At 68.4% G+C, this 14,197-nt stretch carries 14 protein-coding genes; 13 read left to right on the forward strand and 1 reads right to left on the reverse strand.

The window, feature by feature from the left end; genetic code table 11:
• Positions 1–622 precede the first annotated feature (622 nt).
• From AB0I19_RS00005 to recN, 5 genes are read left to right on the forward strand one after another with little or no spacing between them, the layout of a single operon-like run.
• Positions 623–1,516 carry an HAD-IIA family hydrolase gene (locus AB0I19_RS00005; RefSeq protein ID WP_357142790.1) on the forward strand — a complete coding sequence of 298 codons (894 nt, stop codon included), beginning with the start codon at positions 623–625 and terminating at the stop codon, positions 1,514–1,516.
• 13 nt (positions 1,517–1,529) lie between these two features.
• Entirely contained in the window at positions 1,530–1,814 is a 285-nt protein-coding gene (locus AB0I19_RS00010; RefSeq protein ID WP_357142792.1) for a hypothetical protein, read from the forward strand.
• 1 nt (position 1,815) lies between these two features.
• A complete protein-coding gene (locus AB0I19_RS00015) occupies positions 1,816–2,637 on the forward strand; it encodes a TlyA family RNA methyltransferase (protein ID WP_357142794.1) in 822 nt (273 codons plus the stop codon).
• Positions 2,634–3,590, forward strand: coding sequence for an NAD kinase (locus AB0I19_RS00020; protein WP_357142796.1), 957 nt, complete (start codon positions 2,634–2,636; stop codon positions 3,588–3,590). Before AB0I19_RS00015 ends, AB0I19_RS00020 begins: the two co-directional genes overlap by 4 nt.
• Positions 3,568–5,340, forward strand: coding sequence for a DNA repair protein RecN (recN, locus tag AB0I19_RS00025; protein ID WP_357142798.1), 1,773 nt, complete (start codon positions 3,568–3,570; stop codon positions 5,338–5,340). The genes AB0I19_RS00020 and recN overlap by 23 nt, the downstream gene beginning before the upstream one ends.
• Here the strand turns inward: recN and AB0I19_RS00030 are convergent, their stop codons facing one another.
• On the reverse strand, positions 5,341–5,760 hold the full coding sequence (locus tag AB0I19_RS00030) for an SRPBCC family protein (RefSeq protein WP_067493939.1): 420 nt from the start codon (positions 5,758–5,760) through the stop codon (positions 5,341–5,343).
• A gap of 114 nt (positions 5,761–5,874) precedes the next feature.
• On the opposite strand from AB0I19_RS00030, the gene steA reads away from it, so the two are divergent.
• The 8 genes from steA (at position 5,875) to scpB (ending at position 14,190) form a co-directional block, all read left to right on the forward strand.
• Positions 5,875–7,074: a putative cytokinetic ring protein SteA gene (steA, locus tag AB0I19_RS00035; protein ID WP_357142800.1), complete on the forward strand. Its 1,200-nt coding sequence runs from the start codon at positions 5,875–5,877 to the stop codon at positions 7,072–7,074.
• Complete coding sequence (locus tag AB0I19_RS00040; protein WP_357142802.1) at positions 7,071–8,012, forward strand: copper transporter; 942 nt, start codon at positions 7,071–7,073, stop codon at positions 8,010–8,012. Before steA ends, AB0I19_RS00040 begins: the two co-directional genes overlap by 4 nt.
• A 192-nt stretch (positions 8,013–8,204) precedes the next feature.
• Positions 8,205–9,926: a CTP synthase gene (locus AB0I19_RS00045; RefSeq protein ID WP_067493949.1), complete on the forward strand. Its 1,722-nt coding sequence runs from the start codon at positions 8,205–8,207 to the stop codon at positions 9,924–9,926.
• 18 nt (positions 9,927–9,944) lie between these two features.
• Positions 9,945–10,598 carry an NUDIX hydrolase gene (locus AB0I19_RS00050; protein ID WP_181698627.1) on the forward strand — a complete coding sequence of 218 codons (654 nt, stop codon included), beginning with the start codon at positions 9,945–9,947 and terminating at the stop codon, positions 10,596–10,598.
• Positions 10,599–10,622: 24 nt separating this feature from the next.
• Positions 10,623–11,561, forward strand: a complete 939-nt coding sequence (xerD, locus tag AB0I19_RS00055; protein WP_357142804.1) for a site-specific tyrosine recombinase XerD — start codon at positions 10,623–10,625, stop codon at positions 11,559–11,561.
• Between the two features lie 189 nt (positions 11,562–11,750).
• On the forward strand, positions 11,751–12,644 hold the full coding sequence (locus AB0I19_RS00060) for a ParA family protein (protein ID WP_067494410.1): 894 nt from the start codon (positions 11,751–11,753) through the stop codon (positions 12,642–12,644).
• A gap of 17 nt (positions 12,645–12,661) precedes the next feature.
• Positions 12,662–13,537 carry a segregation/condensation protein A gene (locus tag AB0I19_RS00065; protein WP_357142806.1) on the forward strand — a complete coding sequence of 292 codons (876 nt, stop codon included), beginning with the start codon at positions 12,662–12,664 and terminating at the stop codon, positions 13,535–13,537.
• A complete protein-coding gene (gene scpB / locus AB0I19_RS00070) occupies positions 13,534–14,190 on the forward strand; it encodes an SMC-Scp complex subunit ScpB (protein WP_357142808.1) in 657 nt (218 codons plus the stop codon). The genes AB0I19_RS00065 and scpB overlap by 4 nt, the downstream gene beginning before the upstream one ends.
• Positions 14,191–14,197: the final 7 nt, after the last annotated feature.

The raw sequence follows: 14,197 nt of genomic DNA on the forward strand, positions 1-14,197 counted from the left end.
CGCTTCGAGCGCTGTTCGCGCGGCCGGGCCGCTGCGCCGCTTCGCGGCGGACCCTCCTCGAGGTCGGGTCGTGCGGGGCTGGGAGGGCGGTCATGGCGGACTTAAGTGGTGCCGTGTGGCCGGGAGCCCGGTAGGTGGCGGACTCGAGTGGTGCCACACGGGCTGAGCGTGCGGTAGGTGGCGGACTCAAGTGGTGCCACACGGGCTGAGCGTGCGGTAGGTGGCTGACTCGAGTAGTGCAGCGGGGGCTGGGAGTGCGGTACGTGGCGGACTCAAGTGGTGCCGTGTGGCCGGGAGCGCGGTAGGTGGCGGACTCGAGTAGTGCCACGCGGGCTGAGGTGCAGTAGGTGGTGGAGTAGTGCCACGTGGGCTGAGAGTGCAGTAGGCGGTGGACTCGAGTAGTGCCGCGGGGGATGGGAGTGCGGTAGGTGGCGGACTCGGGTGGTGCCAGTGGGCGACGCGCCGGGGGGTGGGGTGAACATGGGCACTCTTGGGGTCGGGGGTGGTGGGGATGCTTGATCATGAAGGAGGCGAGGGCGATTCGGGGTGAGCCGAAATTGTCGGTGGTCTCGCTTAGGGTCGCAGATGTACTCGGCCCGGCACGACGACGGAGTGAGGGTGTGTGAATCGGCTACGGGATCAATATGAGGCCTTGCTGCTCGATCTGGACGGGACGCTGTACCGCGGGCCCGAGGTGATCGATGGCGCACCCGAAGCGCTTGTGCTGCAGGGTGATTCGGCGCAGCGGTTGGTGTATGTGACCAATAACGCCGCGCGTGGGCCCGCGAAGGTCGCGGGGCATCTGGCCGAATTGGGGTATCCGGCGGCTGCCGAGGATGTGGTGACGAGTGCGCAGGCGGCTGCGCGCATGCTCGGTCAGCGGCTGTCGGCGGGGGAGGAGGTGCTGGTTGTCGGCACCGATGATCTGGCGGCCGAGGTCGAGGCGGTCGGGCTGAAGCCGGTTCGCCGGTTCGCGGACGTGCCGCCCGCGGCTGTGGTGCAGGGGCATTCGCCGACCACCGCCTGGCCCGACCTTGCCGAGGCGGCCTACGCCCTGCGTGCGGGGGTGCTGTGGGTGGCTGCCAATACCGACCGGACTCTCCCGAACGAACGGGGGCTCGCGCCCGGCAACGGTTCGATGGTCGCCGCGCTGCGGACCGCGTCCGATCGCGAACCGCTGGTGGCAGGCAAACCCTACGCGCCCTTGATGGAAAACGCCGTCGAGCGGGCGGGGACCCGAAACGCGCTGGTCGTCGGGGACCGGCTCGACACCGACATCGAGGGTGCGAACGGTCTCGGCCTCGATTCGCTGCTCGTGCTGACCGGGGTGAGCACTCTCGACGAGGTGGCCGCCGCGTCGCCCGCGCAGGTGCCAACCTACATCGCGCAGTCCCTCGACGCCCTCAATGCCGAGATCGTGCCGGGCGTGGTCGCGCCCGCCGATGTCGCGGATCTGTTGCGGCAGCACCCGGGCAGGGCGGTACGGGTGCGCGCGGTCGATTCGGAAATCCGATAGCGTTGACGTCACGATGAGTACACCGAGTTCGCCGCCGCCCGGCGCGTCACCGCAACCCCGACCAGGGATCCCGACACCCGGCAGTCACCTGCCGGGTGCTCAGGCGCATCACGTACCGGCCGACCCGAACCGGATCAGATCCCAGGTCGCCGAGTTGCTCGCCGAACTCGGCGAGCGACCCGCGCCGGGACCGGCGGAGAACACCGAGACCGGGGCCGACATCACCCGCCGCGCGCGCATCCTCGAGCAGGCGCACGAGGTGCTGGTGGACGCCCTGGCGACCGTGGACAAGATCTGAGGTGGCCAGACGAGCGCGGGTGGATGCCGAACTGGTTCGCCGCGGATTGGCCCGATCGCGGGAACACGCGGTCGAACTGATCGGCGCGGGCCGGGTCTTGATCGCCGGGACTGTCGCGGTGAAGCCGGCTACCGCCGTGGAAGCGGGCACACCGTTGATCGTGCGGGAGGAACCCGACGAGGTGTCGTGGGCGTCGCGTGGCGCCCACAAGCTGCTGGGTGCCCTCGAGGCATTCGAGCCGCAGGGACTCGAGGTCGCCGGTAAGCGGTGCCTGGACGCGGGCGCCTCGACGGGCGGGTTCACCGACGTGCTGCTGAACAAGGGCGCGCGGGAGGTCGTCGCGGTCGACGTCGGCTACGGACAGCTGATCTGGCGTCTGCAGAACGACGAACGCGTGCGCGTGTTCGACCGCACCAACGTGCGCGGAATCACTCCTGAAACCATCGGCGGCACAGTCGAATTGGTCGTCGGCGATCTGTCGTTCATCTCGCTGGGACTGGTGCTGCCCGCGCTGGCGGCCTGCGTGAGCGACGGCGCCGATCTGCTGCCGATGGTGAAGCCGCAATTCGAGGTCGGTAAGGAACGAGTCGGTTCCGGCGGCGTGGTGCGTGACCCGGCGCTGCGGAGCGAAGTGGTGTGCGAGGTCGCGGCAGCGGCGGGCGCACTCGGTCTGCGCACCCTCGGTGTGGTCGCCAGCCCACTGCCGGGACCGTCGGGCAATGTCGAATATTTTCTGTGGTTGCGCAAGGTCGGACCGTTCGACTACGACGCCGAACAGGTGGCGGCGCTGGTCGCCCAGGCTGTGGAGGAGGGGCCGCAGTGAGTTCGCGTGAGAGCGGCCGCGAAATTCTGCTCGTCGCCCATCCGGGACGTGCGGAGATCATCGAAACGGCACACCGGGTGGCGAAGATCTTCGCCGCGGCGGGCATCTGCCTGCGCGTGCTGGCCGACGAGGCCGACAGCACCCGATTCGAGGACGAGCCGGGGGGATACCCGGTGCGCGTCGTCCCGCACAGCCCGTCGGCGGCCAAAGGTTGCGAGATGGTGCTCGCGCTCGGCGGCGACGGAACGTTCCTGCGCGCCGCCGAACTGGGCAGGCCGACCGGTGTGCCGGTGCTGGGAATCAACCTGGGCCGCATCGGTTTCCTCACCGAGGCCGAGGCCGAACACCTCGACGAAGCACTCGCCCAGGTGGTCGACCGCGACTACCGGGTCGAGGACCGGCTGACCATCGACGTCACCGTCCGGGTGGACGATGTCGTCACCGAACGCGGCTGGGCGCTGAACGAGGCGAGCATCGAGAACGCACAGCGCATGGGCGTGCTCGAAGTGGTGCTCGAAGTGGACGGGCGCCCGGTCTCGGCCTTCGGCTGCGACGGGATTCTCATCGCCACCCCCACCGGTTCGACCGCGTACGCCTTCTCGGCGGGTGGTCCGGTGGTGTGGCCGGAGCTCGAAGCCATGCTGGTGATTCCCAGCAACGCGCACGCGCTGTTCGCCCGGCCGCTGGTGACGAGCCCGGACTCGTTGATCGCCGTGGAAACGGTGGCCACGGGGCACGACGCGATCGTCTTTCTCGACGGGCGGCGCACGCTCGCCTTGCCGCGCGGCGGCCGTGCCGAGGTGGTGCGCGGCGAACGACCGGTGCGGTGGGTGCGGCTGGACTCCGCGCCCTTCGCCGACCGGATGGTGCGCAAGTTCCAGCTGCCGGTCACGGGCTGGCGGGGTAGACAGCGAACGGGGAAGGACACCGATGCTGACCGAGATCAGGATTGACGGACTCGGCGTCATCTCGACGGCCACCGCGCAATTCCACGAGGGACTGACCGTGCTCACCGGTGAGACGGGTGCGGGCAAGACGATGGTCGTCACCAGCCTGCACCTGCTCAGCGGCGCCCGCGCGGACGCGGGCCGGGTACGGGTCGGTGCGTCGAAAGCGGTGGTCGAAGGCCGTTTCGTCGTCGACGACGTGAACGACGCCGCTCGCGCCGCGATCGGCGAGGTGCTGGAATCGGCCGGTGCCGAGGCCGACGAGGACGGCAGCGTGATCGCCGTGCGCACCGTCAACAGCGACGGGCGTTCACGAGCCCACCTGGGTGGTCGTGGTGTGCCCGCGGCGGTGCTCGGCGAGTTCACCTCCCGGCTGCTGACCGTGCACGGACAGAACGATCAGCTGCGCCTGCAGCGTCCCGAACAGCAACTCGCCGCGCTCGACCAGTTCGCGGGCGACGGCGTGGCATCGTTGCTGCGCAAGTACCAGGTGCACCGCCGCACCTGGCTGGACGCGCGCACCGAACTCCTCGAACGCACCGCCCGCAGCCGCGAACTCGCCCTGGAAGCCGACCGGCTCAAGCATTCGCTCGCCGAAATCGACGGCATCGCACCCGAACCCGGTGAGGACACCCGGCTGGTCGCCGAGATCCGCAGGCTCAGCGACCTCGACTCGCTGCGTGAGGCCGCTGCCGGCGCCCACGAGGCGCTGTCCGGGCCCGCCGACTCCAGCGCCGACGGCGGCGGGGTGCTCGACCTGCTCGGTGGGGCGCGTGCCCGCCTCGACTCGGCCGACGACCCCGCCCTGACCGCACTCGCTCCGCGCCTCGGCGAGGCGATCGCGGTGGTCGTCGATGTGACGACCGAACTCAGCGGCTACCTGTCCGAACTGCCCTCGGACCCCAGCGCCCTGGACACGATGCTCAACCGTCAGGCCGAACTGAAATCGCTCACCCGCAAATACGCCCCCGACATCGACGGCGTGATCGCGTGGGCCGACGAATCCCGCGCCCGCCTCGACTCCCTCGACGTGTCCGAGGACGCGCTGGCCAAACTGGCCGCCGAGGTCGAGACCGCCGCGGGCAAGGTGCGCGAGGCCGCCCGCAAACTCAGCGCCGCCCGCACGAAGGCCGCGTCCAAACTGGCCGCCGCCGTGAGCACCGAACTCGGTGGGCTGGCAATGGGCAAGGCGCGCTTGGAAGTTCAGGTCCGGCCGCTGCGGGCCAGTGCCCAGGACTCCGCGCCGCTCGACGTCGACGGGACGACCCTGCACGCCGGATCCAACGGCGTCGACGAGGTGGAATTCCGGCTGTCGGCGCACTCGGGCGCGCAGTCGTTGCCGCTGAGCAAGAGCGCGTCCGGTGGTGAGCTCTCGCGCGTGATGCTCGCGCTGGAAGTGGTGCTGGCAGGCTCGGACCACGGCGCGACCATGGTGTTCGACGAGGTCGACGCGGGCGTCGGCGGTCGGGCCGCGGTGGAGATCGGCAAACGCCTCGCCCGCCTGGCGCGCACCCATCAGGTGATCGTCGTGACCCACCTACCGCAGGTGGCGGCCTTCGCCGACACCCACCTGGTGGTGAACAAGTCCGACGACGGAAAAGGCAAGGTGGACAGCGGAGTCCGCACCCTCACCGACGAGGAACGGGTGGTGGAACTGGCGCGCATGCTGGCCGGCCTCGACGACACCGAGACCGGCCGGGCACACGCGGAGGAACTGCTGGAGACCGCTCGATCAGAGCGAAGCGTCTCGCTCTGATCAGCGCAGCGCCTTGCGGATGCCGCCGATGAGCTGGTTGGTCAGCTGGCGCAGGCCGAACTCCATGGCCTTGGCCGGAACGGGCAGCGACGGCTCGGATTCCATGGTGTAGACCACGCGGGTGCCGCCCTCGGCGGTGTCGGCGAAGGTGATGATGCCGACGTGGCGCTTGACCGGCGCGCCTTTGACGATCTTGTACTCCATGCGCTCGCCCGGGACCAGCGCGGTGATCTCCTCGGTGACGCCGAGCTTGCCGAAGCCGAGCAGGTGCTGGGCGCCGACACCGGTGACCGCGTCGCCCTGCTTGACGAGCTTGACCTGGATAGGGAGGTGGGGGCTCACGCTCTCCCGCTCACTGAAGAGGCGGTAGACGATGTCGCGTGGGGCGTCGAGAACCGTCTCGACAGTGCTGCTCGGCATTGTTTTCTGCTCCTGATCGAAGTATCTGTGACAGGGAGCATACGGGTATCGGGGCGGTCGGTGACTCGGCGCGCCTCCACCAAAGGTTGAGGGTTTGGCTTCATCATCGGGCTCATGAAGATGCCGGCGTTGTTGTCACGGAACACCGAAATGCTGCCCGGTGTCGCCGGGATCGCGCGGGTGGATCGCAATACCCGGCGATTGCTGGGCCGGGTCGGTGCGGGCGATGTCGCGGTCCTGGACGAGACCGATCTGGATCGCCATACCGCCGACCGGCTCGTCGAGGCGGGCGTCGTTGCGGTGATCAACACGTCGCCGTCGATTTCGGGTCGCTATCCCAACCTCGGTCCGGAGGTGCTGGTCGCCAACGGGATCGTGCTCATGGACGCGGTCTCTTCGGATGCGTTCGGCAAGATCAAGGACGGTGCGAAGATCCGCATCGATGCCGGTGTGGTCTATGCCGACAAGCTGACCAAGAAGGAACCCGAGGTCCTGGTCGAGGGCATCGAGTTCGACGAGTCGACGATCGCCGACCGGATGATCGAGGCCCGCAACGGGCTGGCCGATCACCTCGACGCCTTCGCGGGCAACACCACCGAGTTCGTGCGCACCGAGAGCGCGCTGCTGATCGACGGCATCGGCGTGCCCGATATCGAACTGGATCTGCGCAACCGGCATGTGGTCGTGATCGCGGACGGGCCGGGCCATCTCGAGGAGCTGCAGCGGCTCAAGCCGTTCATCAAGGAGTACGCGCCGATCCTGATCGGAGTGGGGCGCGGTGCGGATACGTTGCGCAAGCTCAAGTACAAGCCGGATCTGATCGTCGGTGATCCGGACGAGATCAGCACGCCCACCTTGCGTTCCGGTGCGGAGATGATCCTGCCCGCCGACACCGACGGCCACGCCCGCGGGCTGGAACGCATCCAGGACCTCGGTATCGGCGCGACGACGTTCCCCTCATCGGGGTCGCCGACCGACCTGGCGTTGATGCTCGCCGATCACCACGGTGCGTCGCTGATCGTGCTGGCCGGTGCGCACGCGTCGCTGGAGGACTTCTTCGACCGTGGCCGCCGTGACAGCAATCCGGCGACGTTCCTGACCCGGTTGAAGGTCGGTGCGAAGCTGGTGGACGCGAATGCTGTGTCGACGCTGTACCGGCATCGCTCGACCGGCGCGGCGCTGGCGTTCGTGGTGCTGGCGGCGCTGGTGGCGGTGGTCGTGGTGATTCTGGCTTCGCAGAGTGGGTCCGAGGTGTTCGATGTGGCCGCCGGGTATTGGGACCGGCTCGTCGAGTGGGCGCGGGGCCAGCTGTGATATCGCTGCGTCAGCACGCCATATCGATCGCGGCGATCTTCCTGGCTCTGGCTATCGGGGTGGTTCTCGGTTCGCAGACGGTGGCCGCCGATCTGCTGTCGGGTCTGCGTTCGGACAAGGATGATCTCGGCAGCCAGGTCGAGGCATTGAGTGCCGAGAACGCCCAGCTCACCAGTCGTCTGGATGCGACGGACGGATTCATCGCCGGCGCGTCGGGCCGTATTCTGGCAGGCACATTGGCCGACCGGCGCGTGCTGGTGTTCACCACTCCCGACGCCGATCCCGCCGATGTCGACGGCGTGCGCAAGGCACTCGAAACGGCGGGCGCCTCGGTGACCGGCCGGATCGCGCTCACCGATGCTTTCGTCGACAGCGGTGAGGGTGATCGCATGCGGTCGGCGCTGACCAATGTCGTCCCCGCGGGCGCGCAGCTGCGCACCGGCGCTGTCGACCAGGGCAGCATGGCGGGCGACCTGCTCGGCCTGACCCTGTTCACCGACCCCGCGACCAACAATCCACGCGCGACCCCGCAGGAACAGGCCCTGCTCCTGGAAACCCTGCGCGGCGGCGGCTTCCTCGCCTACGGCGACACGCCGGCCGACCCCGCCCAGATGGCTGTCGTCGTCACCGGCGACGGCATCGCCGACGACTCCGGCCAGGGCGCGACCATAGCCCGCTTCACCGGCGCCGTCCGCGCCCGCACCGCCGCCACCGTCCTGGCAGGCCGCCCCGGCGCCGCCGAAGGCAACGCCCCCATCGCCCACGTCCGCGCCCAAGCCCCCCTCGCCACCACCGTCACCACCGTCGACAACATCGACCGCGAAACAGGCCGCGTAACAACAGCCCTCGCCCTCCCCGAACAACTGAACGGCGTAGCCGGGAGATACGGAACCGGCCCCTCAGCAACCTCCTTGACTCTCGTAGCCATGCCCCGCTGACTGAGACTCTCACCACCACAAAAGGCGAGATCTCGCGCCGGCGATCCCAACAAAAACCCTGATCTGGCAAGCACATGGGTAACTCGCCGGGTACGGGCTGAGTCCTCCCCACCCAACCGCAAGCGGCCGACGCGACAGTTAACCCACCTCGGTTGCGCTTGAAGTTCCGGGGAGGCGGTACTGTGGTGGTCCGTGGGTCATCAACGGAATCAGGCTCGAAATGCCACCAAGCACATCTTCGTGAGCGGTGGCGTCGCCTCCTCTTTGGGTAAGGGTCTCACCGCTTCCAGCCTCGGTCAGTTGCTGACCGCGCGCGGTATGCGGGTGACGATGCAGAAGCTCGACCCGTATCTGAACGTCGATCCGGGCACCATGAACCCGTTCCAGCACGGTGAGGTGTTCGTCACCGAGGACGGCGCCGAGACCGATCTGGATGTCGGTCATTACGAGCGTTTCCTCGATCGCGATCTGTCCGGTGCGGCGAATGTGACGACCGGTCAGATCTATTCGACCGTGATCGCCAAGGAGCGGCGCGGCGAATACCTGGGTGACACGGTGCAGGTGATCCCGCACATCACCGACGAGATCAAGAACCGCATCATGGCGATGACCGGTCCGGATCTGCAGGGTCATGTGCCGGATGTGGTGATCACCGAGATCGGTGGCACCGTCGGTGACATCGAGTCGCAGCCGTTCCTCGAGGCGGCGCGCCAGATCCGCCACGACGTGGGTCGCGACAATGTGTTCTTCCTGCATGTGTCGCTGGTGCCGTATCTGGCGCCCTCGGGTGAGCTCAAGACCAAGCCGACGCAGCATTCGGTGGCGGCGCTGCGCAATATCGGTATCCAGCCCGACGCGCTGATCCTGCGCTGTGACCGTGAGGTGCCGCAGGGTCTGAAGAACAAGATCGCGCTGATGTGCGACGTGGACGTCGAGGCGTGCATCTCCACGCCGGACGCGCCGTCGATCTACGACATCCCGAAGGTGCTGCACAGCGAGGGCCTGGACGCCTACGTCGTGCGCAAGCTGGGGCTGCCGTTCCGCGATGTCGACTGGACGGTGTGGGGCGACCTGCTCGAGCGGGTGCACTCGCCGCGCGAGACCGTCGAGGTGGCGCTGGTCGGCAAGTACGTCGATCTGCCCGATGCCTACCTGTCGGTGACCGAGGCGCTGCGGGCGGGTGGCTTCGCGCATCGTTCGAAGGTGCAGATCCGCTGGGTGCCCTCCGACGAGTGCGAGACCGAGGCGGGCGCGCAGGCCGCGTTGCGTGACGTGGACGCGGTGCTGATCCCCGGCGGTTTCGGTATCCGTGGCATCGAGGGCAAGCTCGGCGCCATCAGCTACGCGCGCAGGCGCGGTATCCCGCTGCTCGGCCTGTGTCTCGGCCTGCAGTGTGTGGTGATCGAGGCGGCCCGTTCGGTGGGCATCGCCGACGCGAACTCCGCGGAGTTCGAGCCCGACACCAAGAACCCCGTCATCTCGACCATGGCCGACCAGGAAGACGTGGTCGCCGGTGAGGCAGATCTGGGCGGCACCATGCGTCTGGGCGCCTACCCGGCCACCCTGCAGAAGGGTTCGGTCGTCGCGCAGGCCTACGGCAGCGAGCACGTGTCCGAGCGGCACCGGCATCGCTTCGAGGTGAACAACGCCTACCGCGACGCGATCGCCAAGAGTGGTCTGGTGTTCTCGGGCACCTCGCCCGACGGGCACCTGGTGGAGTTCGTGGAGTACCCGGCATCGGTGCACCCGTTCTTCGTCGCCACCCAGGCGCACCCGGAGCTCAAGAGCCGTCCGACCCGGCCGCATCCGCTGTTCGCCGCGCTGATCCACGCCGCGTTGAAATACAAACTGGCCGAACGCCTTCCCGTAGACTTCCCGGAGGAAGAGCTCGCGGAGCAGGCCGCGGAACTCTGAATCGGTGGCAAGGCGGCGATGAGCGAACCCGGTAAGCACGACTTCGAGACGGTATCGAGCCGGGTGCTCTACAGCGGCGCGATCGTGGCCTTGCGCCAAGACCAGGTCGCGATGCCCGACGGGCGGGTCGCCGAGCGTGAGGTCATCGAGCATCACGGTGCGGTGGCGGTCCTCGCGCTCGACGACGAGGGCCGGGTGGTGCTGATCCGCCAGTACCGCCATCCCATCCGCACCCGGCTGCTCGAACTGCCCGCCGGGCTGCTCGACATCGACGGCGAGGACCCGCTCACCGCGGCCAAGCGTGAGCTGGCCGAGGAGACGGGCCTGGCCGCCGCCGAGTGGTCGGTGCTGGTGGATGTGGCGTTGTCGCCGGGTTTCACCGACGAGGCGCTGCGGGTGTTCTTCGCGACCGGGCTCACCGAGACACATCGTCCGGATCCCGAGCACGAGGAAGCCGACCTGGAACTGGTGCGGATGCCGCTCGACGAGGCCGTGCGTGCGGCGTTGGCAGGCGAGATCGTGAACGCCACTGCCGTGGCCGGCGTGCTCGCGTACGCCTCGGCCCAGGCGAACGGGTTGACCCTACGTCCGGCCGACGCCCCGTGGCCCGGTCAGCCGACGGCGTTCCTGCGACGCAAAGCAGCCGAGGCGCGAACCGACGCCCGGTCGTGACGTGACACGGCGTCCTGGTCGCGGATGAGTGTGCTGGCGCGGGAGATCGACGCCTACCTCGACCATCTGGCGGTCGAGCGCGGCGCCGCGCGCAACACGCTCGGCGCCTACCGTCGTGACCTTGCCCGCTACCTGGCGTTTCTCACCATCCGCGACATCGAAAGCCTGCGTGACGTATCCCAGGGTGATGTCGCGGAGTTCACGATGGCTCTGCGGGCGGGCAATGAGGATCATCCGCCGCTGGCCGCCGGGTCCGTAGCCAGGGCATTGATCGCGGTGCGCGGGTTGCACCGGTTCGCGGCGGCCGAGGGAATCACCGACACCGATGTGGCGCACGCGGTCAAACCGCCCGCGCCGGGTCGGCGGTTGCCCAAAGCCCTGCCGTACGACCAGGTTCTGCGCGTGCTCGAAGCCGCGGGCGGCGAGGGCGGAGCCGACGACGGCGGACCGCGCGGCCTGCGGGACCGGGCATTGCTGGAACTGCTGTACTCCACCGGCGCGCGCATCTCGGAGATGGTCGGCCTCGACGTCGACGACATAGACACCGAACAGCGGTGCGTCGTGCTGCGCGGCAAAGGTGGCAAACAGCGCCTCGTCCCCATCGGCAGGCCCGCGCTCGCCGCCGTCGACGCCTACCTCGTGCGCGGCAGACCTTCCCTCGCCGCGAACGGAAAGGGAAGCGGCGGCGCCCTTTTCCTCAACAACCGGGGCGGCAGGCTGTCACGGCAGAGCGCCTGGCAGGTGTTGCAGACCGCCGCCGAACGCGCGGGCATCGGTGCGACGGTGTCACCGCACACACTGCGCCACTCCTTCGCCACCCACCTGCTCGACGGCGGCGCCGACGTGCGCGTGGTGCAGGAACTACTCGGGCACGCCTCGGTGACGACCACCCAGATCTACACCCTCGTCACGGTGAGCACCCTGCGCGAAGTGTGGGCGACGGCCCACCCGCGCGCCCGCTGAGGGTGACTCCCCGCTTCGGGTGAAGCGGTATCGTGCGAACACGCCCGGCGTTGCCATGCCGTACCCGAGCGGTGCGAGCGGTAGCGTCTACCCGGAGCTGGACCGTACGAAAGTGAGGTGGGTGGCGAACCGGCCTCGCTACCCTCGACAGGGGTTACCGGCAAGGAAACGTATAAGGAGCAGCGGATCGTGACGACAGCGGAAACACCGTGGGACGGTGGGCCGGAACAGGTCACCGAGGCCGTCGAGATCGGCCCGACGGGCCGCCCGCTGCGCCTGGTACCCGAACCACCGCAGGTCAAGCAGCACGGCGACGCGCTCGTCGTGGCCATGTGCAACCAGAAGGGCGGGGTGGGCAAGACCACCTCGACCATCAATCTCGGTGCGGCACTGGCCGAATACGGGCGCCGCGTACTGCTGGTCGACCTCGACCCACAGGGCGCGCTGTCGGCCGGTCTCGGGGTCGCCCATCACGATCTCGACCTCACCGTGCACAACCTGCTGATCGGCGGCAAAGCCTCCGTCGACGACGTGCTGCAGACCACCAAGGTCGACGGCATGGACCTGTTACCCAGCAACATCGACCTCTCGGCCGCCGAGATCCAGCTGGTCAACGAGGTGGGCCGCGAACAGTCCCTCGGCCGGGCACTCGCCGGAGTACGTGATCGCTACGACTACATCCTCATCGACTGCCAGCCCTCGCTCGGACTGCTCACCGTCAACGCGCTCGCCTGCTCCGACGGGGTCATCATCCCGATGGAATGCGAGTACTTCTCGCTGCGCGGGCTCGCCCTGCTCAACGACACCGTGGAGAAGGTGCGCGACCGTCTCAACCCCAGGCTGAGCCTGTACGGCATCGTGGTCACCATGTTCGATGCACGGTTGCTGCATTCGCGTCAGGTGATGTCGCGCGTGGTCGAGGTGTTCGGCGATCTGGTCTACGACACCGCCATCTCGCGCACCGTCCGGTTCCCCGACGCCAGCGTCGCCGGTGAGCCGATCACCACCTGGGCGCCGAAATCGGCGGGCGCGGAAGCGTATCGCGCCATGGCACGCGAGGTCATCCACCGGTCGGGCCGGTGATCGAGGCACAACCTGCGGTGCAAGCAGTACCCGAAGAGGCAGTACCCGAACCAGAAGCACCGGCGGAAACCAGCGGATTCCATCTGCGGCTCACCAACTTCGAGGGGCCGTTCGATCTGCTGCTGACGCTGATCAGTTCCCGCAAACTCGATGTCACCGAGGTGGCGCTGCACAAGGTCACCGACGAATTCATCGCCTACACCAAGGCATTGACCGCCGAGCTGGCCGAGAACACCAAGCTGCGCGCGGACAAGATCCTCGATCAGACCACCGAATTCCTCGTCGTCGCCGCGACGCTGCTCGATCTGAAAGCCGCGCGGCTGCTGCCGTCGGGGGAGATGACCGACGCCGAGGACCTCGAACTGCTCGAGGCCCGCGACCTGCTGTTCGCCCGGCTGCTGCAGTACCGCGCGTTCAAGCAGGTGGCCGAGTTGCTCGCCGAGCTGGAAGCGGCCGCGCTGCGCCGGTATCCGAGGTCGGTGGCGCTGGAAGATCAGTTCGCCGGCCTGCTGCCCGAAGTGACCCTCGGGGTGGATGTCGCCGCGTTCGCCCAGATCGCTGCCGCCGCGTTCCGGCCGCGCCCGGTCGCCGAGGTCGGGCTCGGACATCTGCACATGCACACCATCTCGGTGGCCGAACAGGCCGAGCTGGTGCTGGCCCGGCTCAAGGAACGCGGGCCAGGCGGGTGGACGACGTTCGCCGAGCTGGTGTCCGATTGCACTGTTCCGGTGGAAATCGTGGCCCGGTTCCTGGCGTTGCTCGAGCTGTATCGCGGCAAGACCATCGCCTTCGACCAGCCCGACCCGCTCGGCCCGCTGGCCGTGAGCTGGCTCGGCGAGCTCGACCCCGACGCCGAGGCGGCGGCCTTGACCTTCGAGGAGGATTACGGATGAGCGAGACAGTGGCTGAACTCACTTCTGAGCGGCTCGACGACGCGGAACTGCGGTCCGCGCTCGAGGCCATGCTGCTCGTCGTCGACGCTCCCGCGCCGGTAGAACAGCTGGCCGCGGCCCTGGACGACACCAGCGAACGGGTCGAGGAAACCCTGCGCGCGATGTCGGCGGAACTGACCGCGCGCGGCAGCGGCATCGACCTGCGTTTCGTCGGTGACGGTTGGCGCTTCTATACTCGACAGGAGTACGCGCCCTATGTCGAGCGGGTACTGCTCGACGGGGCCCGGACGAAGCTCACCCGGGCCGCCTTGGAAACCTTGGCGGTGGTCGCCTACCGCCAGCCGGTGACCCGCACCCGGGTCAGCGCGGTTCGCGGGGTGAACGTCGACGGAGTGATGCGCACGCTGCTGGCGCGGGGCTTGATCGCGGAAGCGGGTCAGGACCCGGAAACCAACGGCACGCTCTACCGCACCACCGAGTTGTTCCTCGAACGGATCGGGCTCGCCTCACTGGGCGACCTGCCACCGCTGGCGCCGCTGCTTCCCGGCGTCGATCTGATCGACGAGATCAGCGAGAGCCTGGACACCGATCCCCGGTACACCAGGCTGCAAAAACCCGCCGAGTCCGACATGGATCTCGGCACCGACGATTGACAGGACA

Source organism: Nocardia sp. NPDC050413 (assembly GCF_040655475.1).
Taxonomy (GTDB): domain Bacteria; phylum Actinomycetota; class Actinomycetes; order Mycobacteriales; family Mycobacteriaceae; genus Nocardia; species Nocardia coubleae.

Excerpts from the sequence above, each read along its gene's own strand:
- AB0I19_RS00010 (WP_357142792.1), top strand. The coding sequence starts at position 1,530 with ATGAGTACACCGAGTTCGCCGCCGCCCGGCGCGTCACCGCAACCCCGA.
- AB0I19_RS00050 (WP_181698627.1), top strand. The coding sequence starts at position 9,945 with ATGAGCGAACCCGGTAAGCACGACTTCGAGACGGTATCGAGCCGGGTG.
- AB0I19_RS00030 (WP_067493939.1), bottom strand. The coding sequence starts at position 5,760 with ATGCCGAGCAGCACTGTCGAGACGGTTCTCGACGCCCCACGCGACATC.
- recN (WP_357142798.1), top strand. The coding sequence starts at position 3,568 with ATGCTGACCGAGATCAGGATTGACGGACTCGGCGTCATCTCGACGGCC.
- steA (WP_357142800.1), top strand. The coding sequence starts at position 5,875 with ATGAAGATGCCGGCGTTGTTGTCACGGAACACCGAAATGCTGCCCGGT.
- xerD (WP_357142804.1), top strand. The coding sequence starts at position 10,623 with ATGAGTGTGCTGGCGCGGGAGATCGACGCCTACCTCGACCATCTGGCG.
- scpB (WP_357142808.1), top strand. The coding sequence starts at position 13,534 with ATGAGCGAGACAGTGGCTGAACTCACTTCTGAGCGGCTCGACGACGCG.